This is a genomic window from Streptomyces sp. NPDC058257 (assembly GCF_042881845.1).
Lineage (GTDB): Bacteria > Actinomycetota > Actinomycetes > Streptomycetales > Streptomycetaceae > Streptomyces.
In genome coordinates, this window is sequence record NZ_JBHVXJ010000001.1 from 69,426 (window position 1) to 85,999 (window position 16,574).

A 16,574-nucleotide genomic window follows, 5' to 3' on the forward strand; every position below is an offset into this window, starting at 1 on the left:
CCCGCACCCCCCCCCCCGGGGCCCGGCCCCGCCCCCCCCGCCCCCCCCGCCCCAGGGCCGCCCGCACACCGCTGGGGGCCCCGCCCGCTCAACCGCGCCCGGCGCCCCTCGACGTATCAGCGCTCCGACGCGAACCGCACGAATCGTCCCCACCCGTCGCGACCGACGACGAAGGCCGGACGCGCCACGTCCTTGGAGTCCCGTACGTGGACGACCGCCTCGGCGATGGCCACCTCCACGCAGCTGTCACCCTGGCTACCGCTGTAGCTGGACTTGAACCAGAACAGTTCCGCCGTTCCGCTCGTCATTGCTCTCCTCGCAGTCGCTCCAGAAGGGCCCTGCTCTCCTGAGGGTTGAGGGCCTGGGAGCGCAGTGTTTCATAGCGCTGGCAGAGCAGACTGACACCTTTCGGGTCGGAGATCAGCCGCCCGCTCTCCTGCCCCTCCGCATAGCCGAGCCGCCGCCCATCCGGCGTCTCCAGAACCTGTACCGGACCGTCCAGGCAGGCATGCAACACACCTTCCAGTGGGACCACTTGAAGAATCACGTTGCGCGGCGCAGTCGCTGCCAGCACGTGATCGAGCATCCCCCGCATCGCCTCCACATCCCCGAACCGCCGCCGGAACACATGCTCCTCGACGATGAAGCTGAACAACGTAGTCGGCCGCTCCACCAGAGTCCGCTGCCGTTCCGCCCGCGCCGCGAGCAGCGCTTCGAGCCGCTCGTCCGTCACCACCGGAATCGTGCCCTCGAACACCGCCCGCGCATACGCCTCCGACTGCAACAGCCCCGGCACCAGCCTGCACTCGTACGTACACAGACTCACCGCCGTCCGCTCCAGCCGCGCCCACTCCCGGAACCAAGCCGCCAGCCCCACCTCCCCCCGCGACAGATACGGCGCCGACCTCCGCAACGCCCCCGTGTTCCCCGTCGCCTCCTCCCCCCGCTCCACGAACAACTCGTCCGGCATCCGCCGCCCCAGCTCCACCGACTCCACGGTGTGCTTCGAGAACCGCACCCGCTCGCCGAACTCCACCCTGCTCAGCCCCGCATGCTCGCGCAGCGCCTGCACGACCGCCCCGAACGTCCGCAGACTGTCCGACGGATGCGGTTCCCGTTCCCCCTCCGAGAACGCACCCGCCCCTTCTCCGACGTTGGTCATCCGCCGCCCCTTCCTCCCGCACGATCACACGCACTCAGAGTGACGGCGCACACCCCGTACCGTCCACCCTGCGTGCCCGTACGGTGACCTCCCGTACGGGGCGCACCTCTCGCCGCCCCATCCCCGCGCGGGCCACGCTGACCCCATGAACCACCCCGCACCCCAACTCACGTCCTCCATTCGGACGTTCAGGCAGCAGCTGTCCTCCACCCGCCGCGGCGCCCGCCTCGCCCGACTCCTCACCGTCACCGAACTCCTCACCTGGGACCTCCCCCCGGACATCACGGAACGGGCCGAACTCGTCGTCGCCGAACTCGCCGCCAACGCCGTCCTGCACGGCCGCGTCCCGGGCCGCGATTTCGAACTCGACCTGAACTACACCCCGTTGCCTCGCCCCGGCCGCCTCCTGATCGAGGTCTCCGACGCCCGCGGCGACCGCCTCCCCCGAGCGGCCTGCGAGGACCACGACCTCTCCACCGGCGGCCGAGGCCTGACCCTCGTCGCCCTTCTCGCCGACCGCTGGGAGACCGTGCCACGCCCACCGGACGGCAAGACCGTACGAGCGGAACTGGCCACATCGTCCGATATCTGACGGTCCGTTGACCGAGCCAACAGACGCCGCATAAGGTCAACCGCGCACCACGTGCACATGGGGGACCTGCTTGAACACCACCGACGCCACCCGCATGCTCCGTCGGGCCGAAGACGCCTACGGCACGGGCAATTTCGCGCGCACGCTCAACCTGCTGGACCGGATCTCCACAGACGGTCCCGACCTCCCCGTGGACGACCGCGCCTCCTACGACGCACTGCGCGCCCTGCTCGCCGAACGCGCGGGCAACTGGCCCGAGGCGGTCCACCGCTGGCTCGCGGTGTTCGGCACCACTCCGCCCGCGAGCGGCGAGGACCAACCCTGCGACCGCGGCTGCGACTGCGACGTCCGCACCGTACTCGACGCCCCTGACGCCACGTCCGGCGAGACGCCTTGCCTCTGCTGCCCGGCACACGCACTGTGGCGCCTGGTGTGGCAGGCGGCCCGCCAGGGCGCGATCGGCGAGGTCCTCGACGCCGTCCCCGACCCGTCCGGAAACCGCCGCACCGCCCTGGTGCACGCGCTCGCGGTCGGCACGCTGAGGTCGGTCGCGGAGAACGAGAAGACCGACCCGGCGCACGCGGTCTTCGCGGTCGCCGTCTGGCACCTGCTGCTCGACGAGCGCGACCCGCTCGGCTTCGAGAACCTGGTGACCGTCCGGCGCGGCGCTCCCGTCGACGACACGGCGGACTGGGAGTCCGCACGCGACACGCTGAAGAACCGGATCAGTACGGCGCTCCGCTCGGTCGACGAACGCACCGGCCATGACGTCCTCGACGCGTGGGAAACCGTATGGAACGTCGAGCAGAACGAGTACAGCGGCGAGGTCGTCCTCGGCGAGCGCGCCTACCTGCGGATGCTGGAGTGCTTCGGCCGGTGTGATGACGACGGGGAGGACCCCTGGGATGACGAATGGAACGGCATCATCGTCTGCGGGTGCGACGTCGACACCTGGCAGCCGCCCACACCCTGCACCACTCCCCCCTGCCTGGGGCTGCTGTACGGCGGCCGGCCGTGGGACGTCTCCCCCGTCACCGTGGACAAGGCAGCTCGCCAGCTGGAGGAATTCAGCGAACACCGCGCCCTACTCACCGCGTACACCCGCCGTCACGGCGACCCCGCCACCTGGCAGCCGGAGTCCGACACCCACCGGGCCTGCGCGCCGTACCTCGCCAGAGCCCTGGTCACCAGGGCCCACGAGCGGTTCACAAAGGGCGACTGGCAGGACACCCTCGCCGACCTCACCTCGGCCGCCCGCCTCGGCTTCGTACTCGACCGGCGCCACCACGAGATGGCCCGCAAAGCCGGACTGAGCGCTGGCCGGAACGGCAACGGCTACCAGCGGGCCACGCTCGTCCAGCGCATCCTCTGGCTGGAGTCCGCGCACGCGCTCGCTCCCGATGACAGCACCCTCGCCAAGGAGCTGGCAGCCGCCCTGGTCCGGCGCGGCACGGAAGCTCTGGGGACAAAGGACAGGAATCAGGGCCGGGCCCGCTTCCAGCGGGCGCTGTGCGTACGCCCCGGCGACCCGGTGGCACAGGACGCGCTGGACGCGCTGGATCTCGCCGACATCGCTTCCGTCGTCACGGAAAACGGGCGGGGCAAACAGCCCGGCCTGCAACGGGTCGGGGAACTTCTGCACCGCGGGTTCCTTGCGGAGAGCCCGGCCGAGGAACTGCACGAGGTGTACTCCTGGTACTACGACCAGATGATCGAACGGACCGTGCGCAAGGCGCTTGCTGGGAATAAGAGCGAGGCCCGTCGGGCCCTGCGGCAACTGCAGGAGGTCCGCCCCTCCGAGGGCGAGTGGGGAGAACGCGGCGACAACGGTGACATCGCCCGCCTCCTGCACGACACAACCGTCCGGCAGCTCGGAGCACGCTCCGGCGACTACACCCGGCAGGTCCCTCTGCTGCTCTCCGCCGCCGCGTCCTGCACACAGCTCACCGGGGCGAAAGCCGAGCAGCAGGCGCTGGAAACCGTCCTGCCGTTCGCCGCCGAACTGGTCGACACCGGACGCTCCTCCGAGCTGATCGCCCTCCAAGGCGGGCTGCTGATCACCCCGGGCCGTTCCGCGGAGTACGACCAGCTCGTCGCCGTCGCATACCACCGGCGCGCTCGCGACCGCCGTGCCGACGGCGACCTCGCCGGTGCCGTACGCGACGAACGCGCCGCGTCCGCGCTGGGGTTGGCGACCGGCCGGCAGATCTCCCTCCCGCTCGGACCGGTGATGTTCCCCAGCCTCTTCGACTCACCTGGCATACCGGACCCGGACGACCCGCCATACATCCAGGAGACCCTGTGACCGCGCACTCCCGCACACCGATGCCCTCCTTCGGCCCCACCGTGTTCGAGCTCCTTCCACATGCCCGGCCCGGCATCGGCCAGGGAGACCTCGCGAAGGCGGTGGGCGTGGCGGTCTCCCGGGCCCGCCGCGCACGGGACACGGACCGCGAGCGCGCCCTGAAGGCCGCCCACGACGCGGCCCGCACCCCGGGCGACACCCTGGTCAGCGAACTGCTCACTCCTCCCCTCCCGGCGTCCGCCGCTCCGAAAGGTCCCGCATCCAAGTGACCACTCCCCCGCCGGGCACCGACGAGCTGCGCAAGCTGCGCGTCCGCGTCGCGGCCCTCTCCCGCAAACGCGAGGAGGCCGTGGCCCAACTGACCGACCTCCTCACCGCGTTGCTGCCACTCGACGATCTCCTCGCCGACACGGCACACCGGTCCGAGCGGTTCGGCCGCTCCGGAGCAGGCCGGACCGGACAGCTCGCAGCCGCCGTGCAACAGCAGACGGACGCCGCCCACCGGATACTCCGGGCCGAACTCGCCCGCCACGGCGTACATCCGATGGACCTCGTCGGGAAGATCCCCGACCCGGTGGAGGCACGGGCAACGGGCGTCGAACCGCATCCGACCGCCCCCGAGGGAACCGTCCTGCGGGAGACCGTCACCGGCTTCCGCCACGGGACCGACTGCCTGCGCCGTGCCGATGTCGTCCTGGCCGTACCCGGGCCCGCGCCCGCCACCGAACAGGCGGCACCCGCCAGTCCCTCCGACGGCGAGGCCACGCGGGGGCGCCGGAACCAGCCGCGCCGCACCAGCCGCGCCCGGCGTCAGCAGTCGCTGCCTCGCAAGCCTTCCAAGCGCCGCCGCTGAACCCGCTCCACACCGCTCCCTCCCGTCCCTGCCACCCGAAGGCCACGTCATGCCGTACCGCACACTCGGAATCGATCTCGGCACCACCAACTCCGTCACCGTCTGGATGGACGCCGGCGTTCCGGTGGTCCTCCCCAACCTCCACGGCGAGCAGGCCACGGTGTCCGCCGTCGGTACCGGCACCGACGGATCCCTCCTCGTGGGCAGCGAGGCGCTCGGCGTGCGCGACCACCTGCCCGGCTCCGTGATCACCGAGGTGAAGCGGCTGATCGGCCGCCGCCACGCCGACGCCGACGTACAGCGGCTGCTCGACGAGCGGCCCGCGGACGCACCGCCGGTACGGGAGTCCACGGACGGCGGGGTCGAGATCCGGCTCGGCGCCCACTGGCTGACGCCCGTACAGATCTCGGCGATCCTGCTGCGACGGCTGCGCACGGACGCCGAGAACACCGCCGGTGAACCCTTCCCGCGAGCCGTCATCACCGTCCCTGCGTACTTCACGGAACCGCAGTTCGCGGCAGTGCGGGGAGCCGGGGAGCTTGCGGGCTTCACCGTTGTACGGATCCTGCCCGAACCGACCGCGGCGGCCCACGCCTTCGGGGTGGAACGCCCCGTCGAGAATGACGACGACATGTGTTCGGTGCTCGTGTACGACCTCGGCGGCGGTACCTTCGACGTGTCCCTGCTGATCATCGGGTCGGGGTACTTCCACGTGTACAAGCTCGGCGGGGACAAGTCGCTCGGCGGGGCCGACTTCGACTCCGCGCTGTGCCGGATGCTCACCGAGAAGCGACTCGGCGGCCGTGACCTCTCCGGGACCGGCGACGCGGCACGGATCCGCGCCGCCGCCGAACGTACCAAGATCGAACTCTCGGATGTCACCGCAGCGGAGATCATCCTCGCGCCGCTCGGAGAGAACGGCGGCTCCTGGACGGGAAAGGTCACCCGCGACGACTTCGAGGAGCTGATCGGCGCCGAGATCGACCGCACCCTGGAGCTCACCCGCGACGTGTTGCGCGACGCGTCCAGGACGACCGAGGACATCGACAAGGTCCTGCTCGTCGGCGGCTCGACCCGTATCCCGCTGGTCCGCCGCCGCCTGGCCGAACTGTTCGGCGAGGAGAAGGTGCACAGCGGAATCGACCCCATGTCCGCCGTCGCGCTGGGCGCCGGCATCGAGGCCGGTCTCGCGTCCGCTCTCGCCTGCCCCTCCGAGCCGTGCCTGACCACCGAGATCCCGCTCGCCGAGAGCGTCTGCCCCCACTGCGGCACCTCTCTGCTCGGCACGGCGACGGTCGACTGTCCCGGCTGCCATGTGCCCGCCGCCGAGGGGACCACGAGCTGTCCGGTCTGCGCCGTCAGCCTCTCCGGGCTGCGGGCGGCCGCCCCCGTCGCGTCCCGCACCGCGTGCCCACACTGCGGCGAGCAGAACTCCACCTCATCCACCGTGTGCCGGCTCTGTGACGAGCCGCTGGACGCGGGCGGACTGAAGTGCCCCGACCCCGAGTGCCAGATGGTCAACGCCACCGGCCTGACGGCGTGTTCGGCCTGCGGCACACTGTTCCGGACCGACCGACCGGAGCAGGTCACCGCCCAGAACCTGGGACTGGCACTCGACGACGGCACCGCCGCGGTCCTCTTCACCGCCGGAACGACGTACCCGACCGACTGGCGGAACATCGAGGACCTTCAGATCCGGCCGGACGGCGCCGCCGCGCTGACCTTCCGGATCGTCGAAGGACCGCACGAGAAGTCCCATGCCCGCAACGAGTTCTGCGGGGAGCACACGCATGTCTTCGACAGGGGCACCAGCAGCGTGGAGCGGCTCACACTCCGGGTACAGCTGGACGAGAACCGCACCGTGAACCTCGCCTACCGCATCGGCGACGGCGAGGAGCTGGGCGCGCGGCTGCGCCGCAACGCCGTCGCCGACGGCATCGGCCGCGACGCCTCTCGACTCCTCGACGAGATCCTTACCCATGTCGTCCATTTCGGCGGCGAGCTGACGGAGGCGGAGCACGGCCGCTTCGCCGAACTGAAAGAACAGCTCACCACGATCGTGCGCGGTGAACCCCTCGGCCGGTCCCTCGACGGATTCCTCGACGAAGCTCGCGACACGGTGGAGACGTGCCGGGACGCCCGCGGCTGGTCGGCCAACGCGTCCATCGCCGCACGCCGGGGCCGGGAGCTGGGCCTCGGCGCGCCGGCCGAAGAGCTTGCCGACGCACGGCGCGCCCTGGACGCGGCACGCGAGCGGCTGGATCTGCCCGCGATGCGGGTAGCGACGGAGCACGCCCGCAGCCTGTGGCGGCAGCTCGACACCACCACCTGGCGGTCCATGCTCGCCGCCCACAATGCCGAGCTCGACCGCTTCCCGGAGGCCGTACGCCATAACGTCCTGACCGCCTGGGACGACCTGCGCGCCGCGTCCTCTCGCGGGGACTACGCCGCCCAGGACGCGCTGCACATGAAACTGAACGAGCTCGCCAGTCACTCGCAGGCGCCCGTCCCGGCGGCGCGCAAGCAGAGGGACAGCGCCCAGGTGTTCCCCGAGCGCCGGTAGCCGAACGAGCGCGGTGAGCGTCCAGCACACCGAACGTACCGATTGACACCGTCAACTCGTAGGCTGGACGCACTTCGTGTCACCTGAACCACCCGCGTCCCGGAAGGTCCCCATGCCGCAGCTCCCCGACCGCCTCCCGGGCTTCCCGGACTTCCGGATCACCCTACCCAAGAGCGCCGGGGATGCCCGCGGCTTCCTGCTCGCCGAACTCGGCGACAACGGATCGCACAAGTTTCTCGTGACCGCCGGGTCGGCGGTGTCGGCGGAGGACTGGCCGGGTCTGAGCGACTACGCACGCCGACGCCGTGCCGAACTGCGGGCGAACGGCACCCTGGCCGACGGGCCCCGCCCCGACACCTGGACCGCGTCCCGTGACATCGAGTGCAACTCGCCGTCCGCCGCGGCCACTCTGGTGCTCGGCTACGGAGCCACCGGCCCCGGCACCTGGCGCGGCGCCGAGGACGGGCACCGCCTCGGCGACTACCTGCCGCAGAGCTGGCGGGCCCCGCAGAAGGCGTGGCTGGTGCGCGGGAACAACGTCTCCGGCCACAACCTGGTCCGTGAGCTCTGGCTGAAGGAGGGCGTCGTCTCGCTCGATGCGGCACACCTGCCGCAGGTGGACGAGCCGGACCCGACCAAGAGCGTGCTGCGCCGCTTCGTCGAGGAAGGCTACGAGAGCTCGGCAACGTACCACCAGAAGCGCGGCCTCGTCGACGAACTGCACGCCTTCTTCACCCAGATGCGGGTCGGCGACACCGTCGCCACCCTCAGCGAAGGCCTGCTCCACTTCGGGCTGATCACCGGCGATCTGGTGCAGTCGGGCTCCCCCGGCGGGCTTTCCAACCTGCGGCGCACGGTGGCCTGGAAGGAGACGGCCCATCCGTACGAGGAACTGCCGGAGGAGGTGCAGCAGAAGCTCTCCGCCCAGCACGACGTGGTCGATCTGACCTCCGTCCTGGAACAGCTCACCGCGCTCACCGGAGGCCCGAAGACCGTGCAGGAGGAGGCCGGGCAAGTCCAAGTCCTGGACTCCTCAGAGCAGCGCGTCCTGGCGTTCCCCCAGGTCACAGACGAGTTCGCCCGTAAGCTGCTCGTCCACGACCGGTCCTTCCTCGACGAACTGCGTGAACTCCTCCTCGACGAGCGGCAGATGGTCCTCTACGGACCGCCCGGCACCGGGAAGACGTATCTGGCGCTGCAACTGGCCGAGTACTTTGGCGGCGGCCCGGAGCAGGTCAAGATCGTCCAGTTCCATCCGTCGTACGCCTACGAGGACTTCTTCGAGGGCTTCCGGCCGGTCGAGGATCCCGAGAGCCGGGAGGTTGCCTTCCGGCTGACTGCGGGACCGCTGCGGGAGCTCGCCGACACCGCTTCGCTCAAGGGCAACCGGCACGTACCGCACTTCCTGATCATCGACGAGATCAACCGGGCCAACCTGGCGAAGGTCTTCGGCGAGCTGTATTTCCTCCTGGAGTACCGCGAGCGCTCGGTGCGCCTGACCTACTCGGGGGACGATTTCGGGCTGCCGCCGAACCTGTACGTGATCGGCACCATGAACACCGCGGACCGGTCGATCGCGCTGGTCGACGCGGCGATGCGGCGTCGTTTCGCGTTCGTGGAACTCTCCCCGCGGGTGGAGCCCACCGCCGGCTTGCTCACCCGCTGGCTGGAGCGCGAGGGCAAGGACCCCGAGCCGGCCCGCCTGCTCGACGCCCTCAACACGGCAATCAACGACCCTGACTTCGCCATCGGCCCGTCTTACCTGATGAAGCCCGGTGTCTACCGCGAGGGCGGCCTCGACCGGACCTGGCGCACCAAGATCCTTCCCCTGCTCGAGGAACACCATTACGGCGAAGGCACCGATATCGCCGCCCGCTACGGTCTGGACGCGCTGCGCGAGCGGACCCGGCGGGTATGAGCGACGAAGCGGTGGACAGCACGGCCCCGGCACATGGGAACATCCCGGGCGAGATAACGCTGCGGGAGTACGGCGACGCCTTGTCCGTACCGCTCGATGGAGCCGTCGGGCGGTCCCTCGTCGCGACGGGTTTCCTCGACAGTGCCGCGCCGGATCCTGAGCGGCCCGGACACTGGAAGTTGCGGGCGGGCAGCCGGGTCGGTGCGGTACGGCTGCCGGATGGGACGGTCCTGCGGATCGCGCCCAAGACGCCGGTGGGGCGGCTGTTCTTCCTGCTCGGCTTCAGCCTCGATCCGGGCAGCGCCTGGCGCGACAGCCGCGAGGGCACGATCAACACCGGTGCGCACGATGACGTGGTGCCCGCTCTGGCGTACGCGGTGGAGCGGCAGATCGACGGTGCACTGCGGCAGGGGGTGCTCCAGGGCTACCGGGAGACGGCGGAGTCCGCCCTCGTCGTACGGGGCCGGCTGCGGGAGGCAGAGCAGATCCGGCGGCACTTCGGCCGCACCCCGCCCGTCGAGATCGTCTACGACGCGTACACCGCCGACACCGCCGAGAACCGCATCCTGCGCGCCGCGGTGGAGCGGCTGCTGCGGCTGCCGTCCGTACCAGGGCCGGTGCGGCGCCGCCTCGCCCACCAGAGGTTCCGCCTCGCGGACGCCGCTCCCCTGGTCCGCGGCCAGAAACTGCCTCTCTGGCAGCCGTCCCGGCTCAACTCCCGCTACCAGCCTGCCCTGCGGCTCGCCGAGGCCGTACTGCGCGGCACCTCGCCGGAGCACCGGACCGGCCCGCTCGCCCTGGACGGCTTCCTGCTCGACATGAACCAGCTCTTCGAGGACTTCGTGACGGTCGCGCTGCGTGAAGCCCTGGAGGAACACGGCCTGACGGCGCGACTGCAGGACGCACACGCTCTCGACCTCGGCGGCCAGGTCCGTATGAAGCCCGATCTGGTGGTGTACGGCGCGGACGGCCGTACACCCGTCGCTGTGGTCGACGCCAAGTACAAGACCGAGAAGTCCCACCGGTCCCACGGCTACCCGAACGCCGACCTGTACCAGGCGCTCGCCTACGCCACCGTGCTCGGCCTGCGCGAGGCGCATCTGGTGTACGCGGCGGGCCGCCTGCCCGAGCGGGCGACCGAGGTGCGCGGAACCGGCGGCCTGCGGCTGCTCCAGCACAGCCTCGACCTCACTTCGGAACCCGCGGCGCTCCTGCGGACGTTCCGGACACTCGCTGCTCGCCTTGCTGGGCTCACCGACTGACACGAACGGAAAGGAGGCCCTCGGCCCATGCCCCGCCTCGCCTTCGCCCAGAGCTTCTGGGACGGATACGACACCCTGGAGAAGCCGGTCAGAGCCGGCGTACGCAAGGCCATGGCGAAGTTCCAGACCCTCACCGTGGCCGAACTCAACGCCGACAAGGGCCTGCACCTGGAATCCGTGGAGAACGCCCGCGATCGGCGGATGCGCACCATACGGGTCACCGACTTCTGGCGCGGTGTGGTCCTCGCGCCGGACGACGGCACCGACCTGTTCCTCCTCGTCCATGTTCTGCCGCACGACGACGCGTACACCTGGGCGGCGAAGCGCCTGTACAGCGCGAATACCGCCACCCGCGGCCTGGAGGTACGCGACACGGTCGCACTCGACGAACTGACGCCGCTGTACGAGACGGCGTCCCGCAAGGTGCCGAAGCTGCTCTTCTCCGGCGTCTCCGACGGAGTCCTGCGCGACCTGGGGATCGACGCACAGGTGCTGCGTGCCGCGCGCTCGATGGCGGACAAGGCACAGCTGGAGGCCTTCGCGACACTGCTGCCCGAGGACCAGCTGGAGGTGCTGCAGTACCTTGCCGAGGGCTTCTCTCCGGAGGAGGTCTACCGGGATGTGGTGGCCATGCGCCGCCCGGTGGACGCACCGTCCGAGCCGGTCGAGGACCTCGCCACCGTCATCAGCAACACCACTGCCCGGATCCGCCTCGTCACCGGTCCGCAAGAGCTGGAGGAGGTCCTGGCGAAGCCGTTTGCGGCCTGGCGGGTGTTCCTGCACCCGTCCCAGCGGCGGGTCGCCTACCGCACGTCGTACGGAGGACCGGTACAGGTCACCGGCGGCCCCGGGACGGGGAAGACGGTGGCCGCGCTGCACCGTGTGAAGCACCTGCTCGGGCGGTCACCGGACAGCCGGATCCTGCTGACGACTTACACCAACGCGCTGGCCGCCGGGCTGGGCGACATGCTCGGTCTCCTCCTCGAGGACGACGAGCGCCTACTCGCCCGGGTCGATGTCACGACGGTCGACGCCTACGCCAACGGCGTGGTGCGACAACACGCCGGCTCCGCACCGAATCCGGTGGGCGACAGCGATCAGCGGCAGCTGTGGGAGAAGGCGGTCAAGCTGCTGAATTTGCCGTTCCAGGCTCGCTTCTTGGCACAGGAGTACCGTCACGTGGTGCTCGGCCAGGACATCCGTGATCTGGACGGATATCTCGCGGCCAGCCGGCGTGGACGCGGCACCGGCCTCGGAGCGGCACGACGCGGGCTCGTGTGGAGCGGTGTCGAGCGGTTCGAGAAGCTGCTGCAGGAGCGCGGCGCCACCACGCACCTGCGGATCTGTGCCCGCGCGGCCGACCTGCTCGCCGCCGGCCCGGCCCCCTACGACCATGTAGTGGTGGACGAGGCACAGGACCTGCACCCCGCACAGTGGCGGGTGCTCCGGGCCGCTGTCGCCCCCGGCCCCGACGATCTGTTCCTCACCGGCGACCCACACCAGCGGATCTACGACTCGCGGGTGACGCTCGGATCGCTGGGCATCGCCACCGCCGGCCGCAGCTTCCGGCTGCGACTCAACTACCGCTCTACCGAGGAGATCCTGGTCTGGTCGGCGCGGTTGCTCGCCCCGGTCAGCGTGGACGCGCTGGAAGGCGATGGAACCGACTCCCTGGCCGGCTACCGCTCGCTGCTGCGCGGCCGCCGCCCCGAGGCCGACGGACACGCCACGCAAGCGGAGGAGTACACCGCGCTCGTGGATCGGGTGCGGACATGGCTCGGTGAAGGGCTCGCGCCGCACGAGATCGGGGTGTGCGCCCGGTTCAACCTGGCGCTTGACGCGGCCGAGGCCCGGCTGAAGGACGCCGGGATCCCGGTGGTGCGGGTGAAGGGGCAGACCGCCGCAGGGACGCCGGGGGTCCGGCTGGCCACCATGCACGCCATGAAGGGTCTGGAGTTCAGGGCGGTCTCCGTGCTCGGGGTCACGACGGGAACAGTGCCCTTCGCCCGGGAGATCACTCCGCTGGAGGCGGACGCGCCGCAGCACGAAGCCGATCTGCTGCGCGAGCGCTGCCTGCTGTTCGTCGCCTGTACGAGGGCTCGCGAGGGGCTGAGCGTGAGCTGGAGTGGGAAGCCGAGCGAGTTCCTGCCGGCCCAGGAGTGAACCGGCGGCTCCGCTGCTCCGGAGCCGCCCGCCGCATATTCTCAGTCCTCCGGGGCCAGAGCGCCGGAGGAGAGTCCGTCACGGGCCAGATCGGCGAGTCGGCGGCTAAGCCCGGACACGGTCCGCATCGTCTCCTCGAATTCGGTGAGGGCGCGGAAGGCTGCACCGTAGCGGCGCTGTTCCTCAACGGCCATCTGCGGAATCCTGGCGCCCTTGGCCTCCATCCGGTAGGCGCCGGAGGCGCTGGTGGCACGGCGGGTATTGGACGGGCTGCGCAGGAAGCCCTGGAGGTAATCGGTGTCGAGCTGGTCGCTGGCCGAGACGGGCTCCGGGCCTTCGTAGCTCACTAGGCCTGCCCGAAGGAGTTCGGCGACGCTTGCCGTGGCGCCGTCGAGCGAGCCCGCCCCGGCACCGGGCCGGAGCTGTGGCAGCAGTGCGGTCAGCTGACGCAGCTGTTCGTTCAGGTCACCGCGAAGAGCTGTGAACTCGCCGGGATAGTCGCGGTGCCCGGCCTGGAGATGGCTGCCCGGGGTCAGGTCGACCGCGTCGTCGAGGAGGCTGATCGAGGGGACGTCCACGGTCTGCTCAGGGCGCGGTTCCAGAGCGGCGTCGGGATCGTTGGCAGTGAGGTCCACCATGCGCACCGTGGTCGGGGGGCTGTCGGTCGGCCCAGGGCGGCGCAGAGTCCACAGGTGGATGGGGAGAGCATGCGAGGACGCTGTACCCGGGGGCAGGGCGACAACTTGGGTGAGAATGCCTCTGCGGACCAGTTCGGCCCTGATCCTTCGCCCGGCCTTGCGGTAGGCGACGGAGGCGGGCAGCGCGATCACCACGTGACCGCCCGGCGCAGTGTGTGCGTAAGCGTGCTGCAGCCAGGCGAGTTCGCCTTCTGCCTTGGACGGTGTGCCGAGTTCCCAGCGCGGATCAAGAAGGAGCTCCTCCCGGCCCCATCCGGTGACGCCCACCGGGGGATCGCAGACCACCAGTTCGGCCCGGAGGTCGGGCCACCGGTCGTCGCGGAGCGAGTCACCCGTCTCGACCCGGGCGTCAAGCAGCGAGGACAGGGCGGCTCGCAACCTGGCAAGCCGCGCGCAGTCGGCGTCGGCCTCTTGTCCACGGCAGAGCACTCCAGTCTGCCCGGCGACGGAGAAGAGCAGCAGTCCGATGCCGCAGGCAGGGTCGAAGACTGTCGCTCCGGGCGGCAGCGGCGGAGCGAAGTGGCGTACGGCGCGGGCAAGGCGGGTCGACGTCACCTGGTCCGATCCGGCGCGGCGGACGGCGTCGGCGAAACGCTCGATCAGTGCGTTCACGACGTCAACGGGCTGCTCGGTTTCGGCGAGCGCGCCGACCCGTGCCGCCGCCTCTCGCGGCAGGCGCAGGCCCGACGGCCGCCGCCCGTGCGGCTTTGACAGCAGTTCAGCCACATCCGCGAGCCCCGCGACCATGTCCTCTCCATAGGCGGCCCGCAGCTCCTGCCACACCTGAACCTCGACCGAGACGTCCTGCCCCTTCCGCTGCTTCTCCAGCCATGCCTGGACTTCGGCCAGCGCGAACAATGGGCTGCTCGCCGCGCCGCCCGAGGGGGCGGGGAAGTCGTCATAGCGACGCCGCCAGTTGGAAACCGCGGCACGCGTGACCCCAGCGATCCTGGCGATCTCCGATCCGGTGACGAGGGGGCCGGTGGCAGGTACGGCTTGGTCCGTCATGAGGCCACCGTACACGCAGAGCCGCGCACAGTGGAACACTCGCATTGCGTTGACAACGTACACAGGTGCCTGTCATCGTTCGATGTATACAGCCGAGCTGTCGTCAGCCTTCTCGCACCACATCCCACAAACACTCGGAGACATCCTTATGACCGCCCACACCGCAGTCCGCACCGTCTACCGCCTCGGCACGGTCTCGCCGACACCGGAGGCCATGTTCGAGGTCCTCGACCACGAACAGCTCGACCGGCTAGGAGCAGAACTGCACCACCCGGAGGTCCTCGGTGTGCCCGCGGTCTACCTCACCTACGGCAAGGAGGAGGAGGCCGACACCTGGTGTGCGCCCAACGCCCGAACCACCGGAATCCCGGTGTTCGAGCCGGTGCGGCGCACCGGCTCTCTGCTGCTTCTCGCCGTCGACGGCCAGGTATACGCCGTGACCTGTGGAAACGGATACCGCTTGATTCCCGACGCCCTCAAGGACAAACGGTTCGGCCTCCGTTTCGCCATCCGCATGATCGACCCCCGGCACATCAGCGGCGCCGTCACCAAAGCGCTTGGCCGGCCTCGCACCGATATCTCCCTGGTACCCGCCGGCACCTCGGTTCCGGCACTCGGTATCCGTGACCAGGCACGCGTGGTCCGCCACCTCGGCGGTCACCTCGACGACATCCCGCTCACCCGCAGCCGCCACGCGAACGGCCGGGCCTGCACCGCCCAGGGTGGTGTCGGCCTGCGACTCCCCCTCGGCATCGAGCCGGCGGACTTGGTCGAGGATCTGCGCACGATCACCCGGGTCTGCCAGGGAGACAACCCGCACCCGGAGCTGGAATTCGTCGACCACATCGTCCCGGTCACCGACGCCGTCACCCGCGCCGGGCTCGATGCGGCCCTCGACCGTCTTCTCGGGGCTCCCCCCGACGGACGGATCTCATTCTCCGTCCCCCTCGACCTACACGACACGTCCGCCGAGGCCACCGCGTACCGGACCCGTATCGGCAGCATCGACGCCTTCCTGTCCGACGCCTTCGACCTGAGCTACGTCCTCACCCGGGCCCGGATCTGCCGACCCGGCACCCGTCTTGCCGCCCTGCGCGACGGCACAGTGACCCTCCACCGCGACCCGTCGCCCAGATACGCCGTCCCGCTGGCAACCACCCACGCGCTGGACTGGGTCCAGGCCGACGTCTCGCTCGGCTCACGGAAGTACTGCCTTCTGGACGGCGACTGGTACGAGCTGGGCGCCGGCTACATCGACTCCGTGCGCGACGGCCTGCGGCGCATCTTCACCGACGCTGCCGTGTACGGCCTGCCGCCCTGGCCCGGGGCTGCGAGCGAACGGACTTACAACCGGGCAGTCGCCGAAATTCGGCCGGATTGGCTGTTCCTGGATGGCGAGTTCATCAACAACCCCCTGAGACGCACCGACCGCGTCGAGATCTGCGACCTGCTGACGCCGGACGGCACCCTGATCCTCGTCAAACAATCCAACTCCTCGGGCTCCTTCAGCCATCTCCTCGGGCAGGCCCAGGTAGCCGTAGAACTTCTGCTCAACTCATTCGAGGCCAGAGCCCAGTTCATCAGCCGGGTGACTCGGGACAGCGGCGGGAGAATCAAGTTGCCGGACGATTTCACACCCCGCCGGCTGGTCTTCGCCGTCCGGCACAAGTCCGGGGTAGCTGTGACCCCCGACTCCCTCTTCGCCTTCTCTCAGATCACGCTCCACCAGACGGTACGGGACCTCACCGCACGCGGGATGAGCGTGGAGCTCGTCCCCGTGCCGACGACAACAGACGCCGCGACGTCCACCGCGGCGTGACGACACCTGCGCCGGTAGCGGCTACCGCCGGTTCGGCTCCAGCAATAGGGCTCTTCCGTGACAGTCGCTTCGATCCATACCGCAGTGCGACCAGGGAAGACTGCGGCCCGGATGCGGCCCCAGTCGCCGCGTCGGGGTCCTGGCTCAGGCAGCGCTTCGAATAGGTGTCAGCATTCTGGCGGCCAGTTGCTCGCCGTCGTCAATCCGGACGGCGCAGATTTCCCGCTATAT

Annotated in this window: 12 protein-coding genes; 9 read left to right on the forward strand and 3 right to left on the reverse strand. The window is 70.2% G+C overall.

Features of this window, described 5'->3' with window-relative positions; genetic code table 11:
• Window positions 1–116 precede the first annotated feature (116 nt).
• Window positions 117–308, reverse strand: a complete 192-nt coding sequence (locus tag ACFVXC_RS00290) for a DUF397 domain-containing protein (RefSeq protein ID WP_389900170.1) — start codon at window positions 306–308, stop codon at window positions 117–119.
• On the reverse strand, window positions 305–1,162 hold the full coding sequence (locus ACFVXC_RS00295; protein WP_389900172.1) for a Scr1 family TA system antitoxin-like transcriptional regulator: 858 nt from the start codon (window positions 1,160–1,162) through the stop codon (window positions 305–307). Before ACFVXC_RS00295 ends, ACFVXC_RS00290 begins: the two co-directional genes overlap by 4 nt.
• Before the next feature lie 145 nt (window positions 1,163–1,307).
• On the opposite strand from ACFVXC_RS00295, the gene ACFVXC_RS00300 reads away from it, so the two are divergent.
• The 8 genes from ACFVXC_RS00300 to ACFVXC_RS00335 all read left to right on the forward strand — a co-directional run bounded on the left by ACFVXC_RS00300 (window position 1,308) and on the right by ACFVXC_RS00335 (window position 12,818).
• A complete protein-coding gene (locus ACFVXC_RS00300; protein WP_389900173.1) occupies window positions 1,308–1,754 on the forward strand; it encodes an ATP-binding protein in 447 nt (148 codons plus the stop codon).
• Window positions 1,755–1,824: 70 nt separating this feature from the next.
• Entirely contained in the window at window positions 1,825–4,059 is a 2,235-nt protein-coding gene (locus ACFVXC_RS00305) for a hypothetical protein (RefSeq protein ID WP_389900175.1), read from the forward strand.
• Window positions 4,056–4,328, forward strand: coding sequence for a hypothetical protein (locus ACFVXC_RS00310; protein ID WP_389900177.1), 273 nt, complete (start codon window positions 4,056–4,058; stop codon window positions 4,326–4,328). Before ACFVXC_RS00305 ends, ACFVXC_RS00310 begins: the two co-directional genes overlap by 4 nt.
• Window positions 4,325–4,912 carry a nucleotide exchange factor GrpE gene (gene grpE / locus ACFVXC_RS00315; protein ID WP_389900179.1) on the forward strand — a complete coding sequence of 196 codons (588 nt, stop codon included), beginning with the start codon at window positions 4,325–4,327 and terminating at the stop codon, window positions 4,910–4,912. Before ACFVXC_RS00310 ends, grpE begins: the two co-directional genes overlap by 4 nt.
• 49 nt (window positions 4,913–4,961) lie before the next feature.
• Window positions 4,962–7,475, forward strand: coding sequence for an Hsp70 family protein (locus tag ACFVXC_RS00320; RefSeq protein WP_389900181.1), 2,514 nt, complete (start codon window positions 4,962–4,964; stop codon window positions 7,473–7,475).
• 112 nt (window positions 7,476–7,587) lie between these two features.
• A complete protein-coding gene (locus tag ACFVXC_RS00325) occupies window positions 7,588–9,393 on the forward strand; it encodes an AAA family ATPase (protein WP_389900183.1) in 1,806 nt (601 codons plus the stop codon).
• The gene (locus tag ACFVXC_RS00330) at window positions 9,390–10,655 is read left to right on the forward strand and encodes an McrC family protein (RefSeq protein ID WP_389900184.1); all 1,266 of its coding nucleotides are present in this window, start codon (window positions 9,390–9,392) and stop codon (window positions 10,653–10,655) included. The genes ACFVXC_RS00325 and ACFVXC_RS00330 overlap by 4 nt, the downstream gene beginning before the upstream one ends.
• A 27-nt stretch (window positions 10,656–10,682) precedes the next feature.
• Window positions 10,683–12,818 (forward strand): UvrD-helicase domain-containing protein, encoded by a 2,136-nt coding sequence (locus ACFVXC_RS00335; RefSeq protein WP_389900186.1) that lies wholly within the window; start codon window positions 10,683–10,685, stop codon window positions 12,816–12,818.
• Window positions 12,819–12,859: 41 nt separating this feature from the next.
• Here ACFVXC_RS00335 and ACFVXC_RS00340 read toward each other — a convergent pair whose 3' ends face one another.
• Entirely contained in the window at window positions 12,860–14,524 is a 1,665-nt protein-coding gene (locus ACFVXC_RS00340) for an N-6 DNA methylase (protein ID WP_389900188.1), read from the reverse strand.
• 148 nt (window positions 14,525–14,672) lie between these two features.
• On the opposite strand from ACFVXC_RS00340, the gene ACFVXC_RS00345 reads away from it, so the two are divergent.
• Window positions 14,673–16,343: a TIGR04141 family sporadically distributed protein gene (locus ACFVXC_RS00345; protein WP_389900190.1), complete on the forward strand. Its 1,671-nt coding sequence runs from the start codon at window positions 14,673–14,675 to the stop codon at window positions 16,341–16,343.
• Window positions 16,344–16,574: the final 231 nt, after the last annotated feature.

Coding starts and splice junctions, on each gene's coding strand:
- ACFVXC_RS00290 (WP_389900170.1), bottom strand. CDS start 308: ATGACGAGCGGAACGGCGGAACTGTTCTGGTTCAAGTCCAGCTACAGC.
- ACFVXC_RS00295 (WP_389900172.1), bottom strand. CDS start 1,162: ATGACCAACGTCGGAGAAGGGGCGGGTGCGTTCTCGGAGGGGGAACGG.
- ACFVXC_RS00300 (WP_389900173.1), top strand. CDS start 1,308: ATGAACCACCCCGCACCCCAACTCACGTCCTCCATTCGGACGTTCAGG.
- ACFVXC_RS00320 (WP_389900181.1), top strand. CDS start 4,962: ATGCCGTACCGCACACTCGGAATCGATCTCGGCACCACCAACTCCGTC.
- ACFVXC_RS00325 (WP_389900183.1), top strand. CDS start 7,588: ATGCCGCAGCTCCCCGACCGCCTCCCGGGCTTCCCGGACTTCCGGATC.
- ACFVXC_RS00330 (WP_389900184.1), top strand. CDS start 9,390: ATGAGCGACGAAGCGGTGGACAGCACGGCCCCGGCACATGGGAACATC.
- ACFVXC_RS00335 (WP_389900186.1), top strand. CDS start 10,683: ATGCCCCGCCTCGCCTTCGCCCAGAGCTTCTGGGACGGATACGACACC.
- ACFVXC_RS00340 (WP_389900188.1), bottom strand. CDS start 14,524: ATGACGGACCAAGCCGTACCTGCCACCGGCCCCCTCGTCACCGGATCG.
- ACFVXC_RS00345 (WP_389900190.1), top strand. CDS start 14,673: ATGACCGCCCACACCGCAGTCCGCACCGTCTACCGCCTCGGCACGGTC.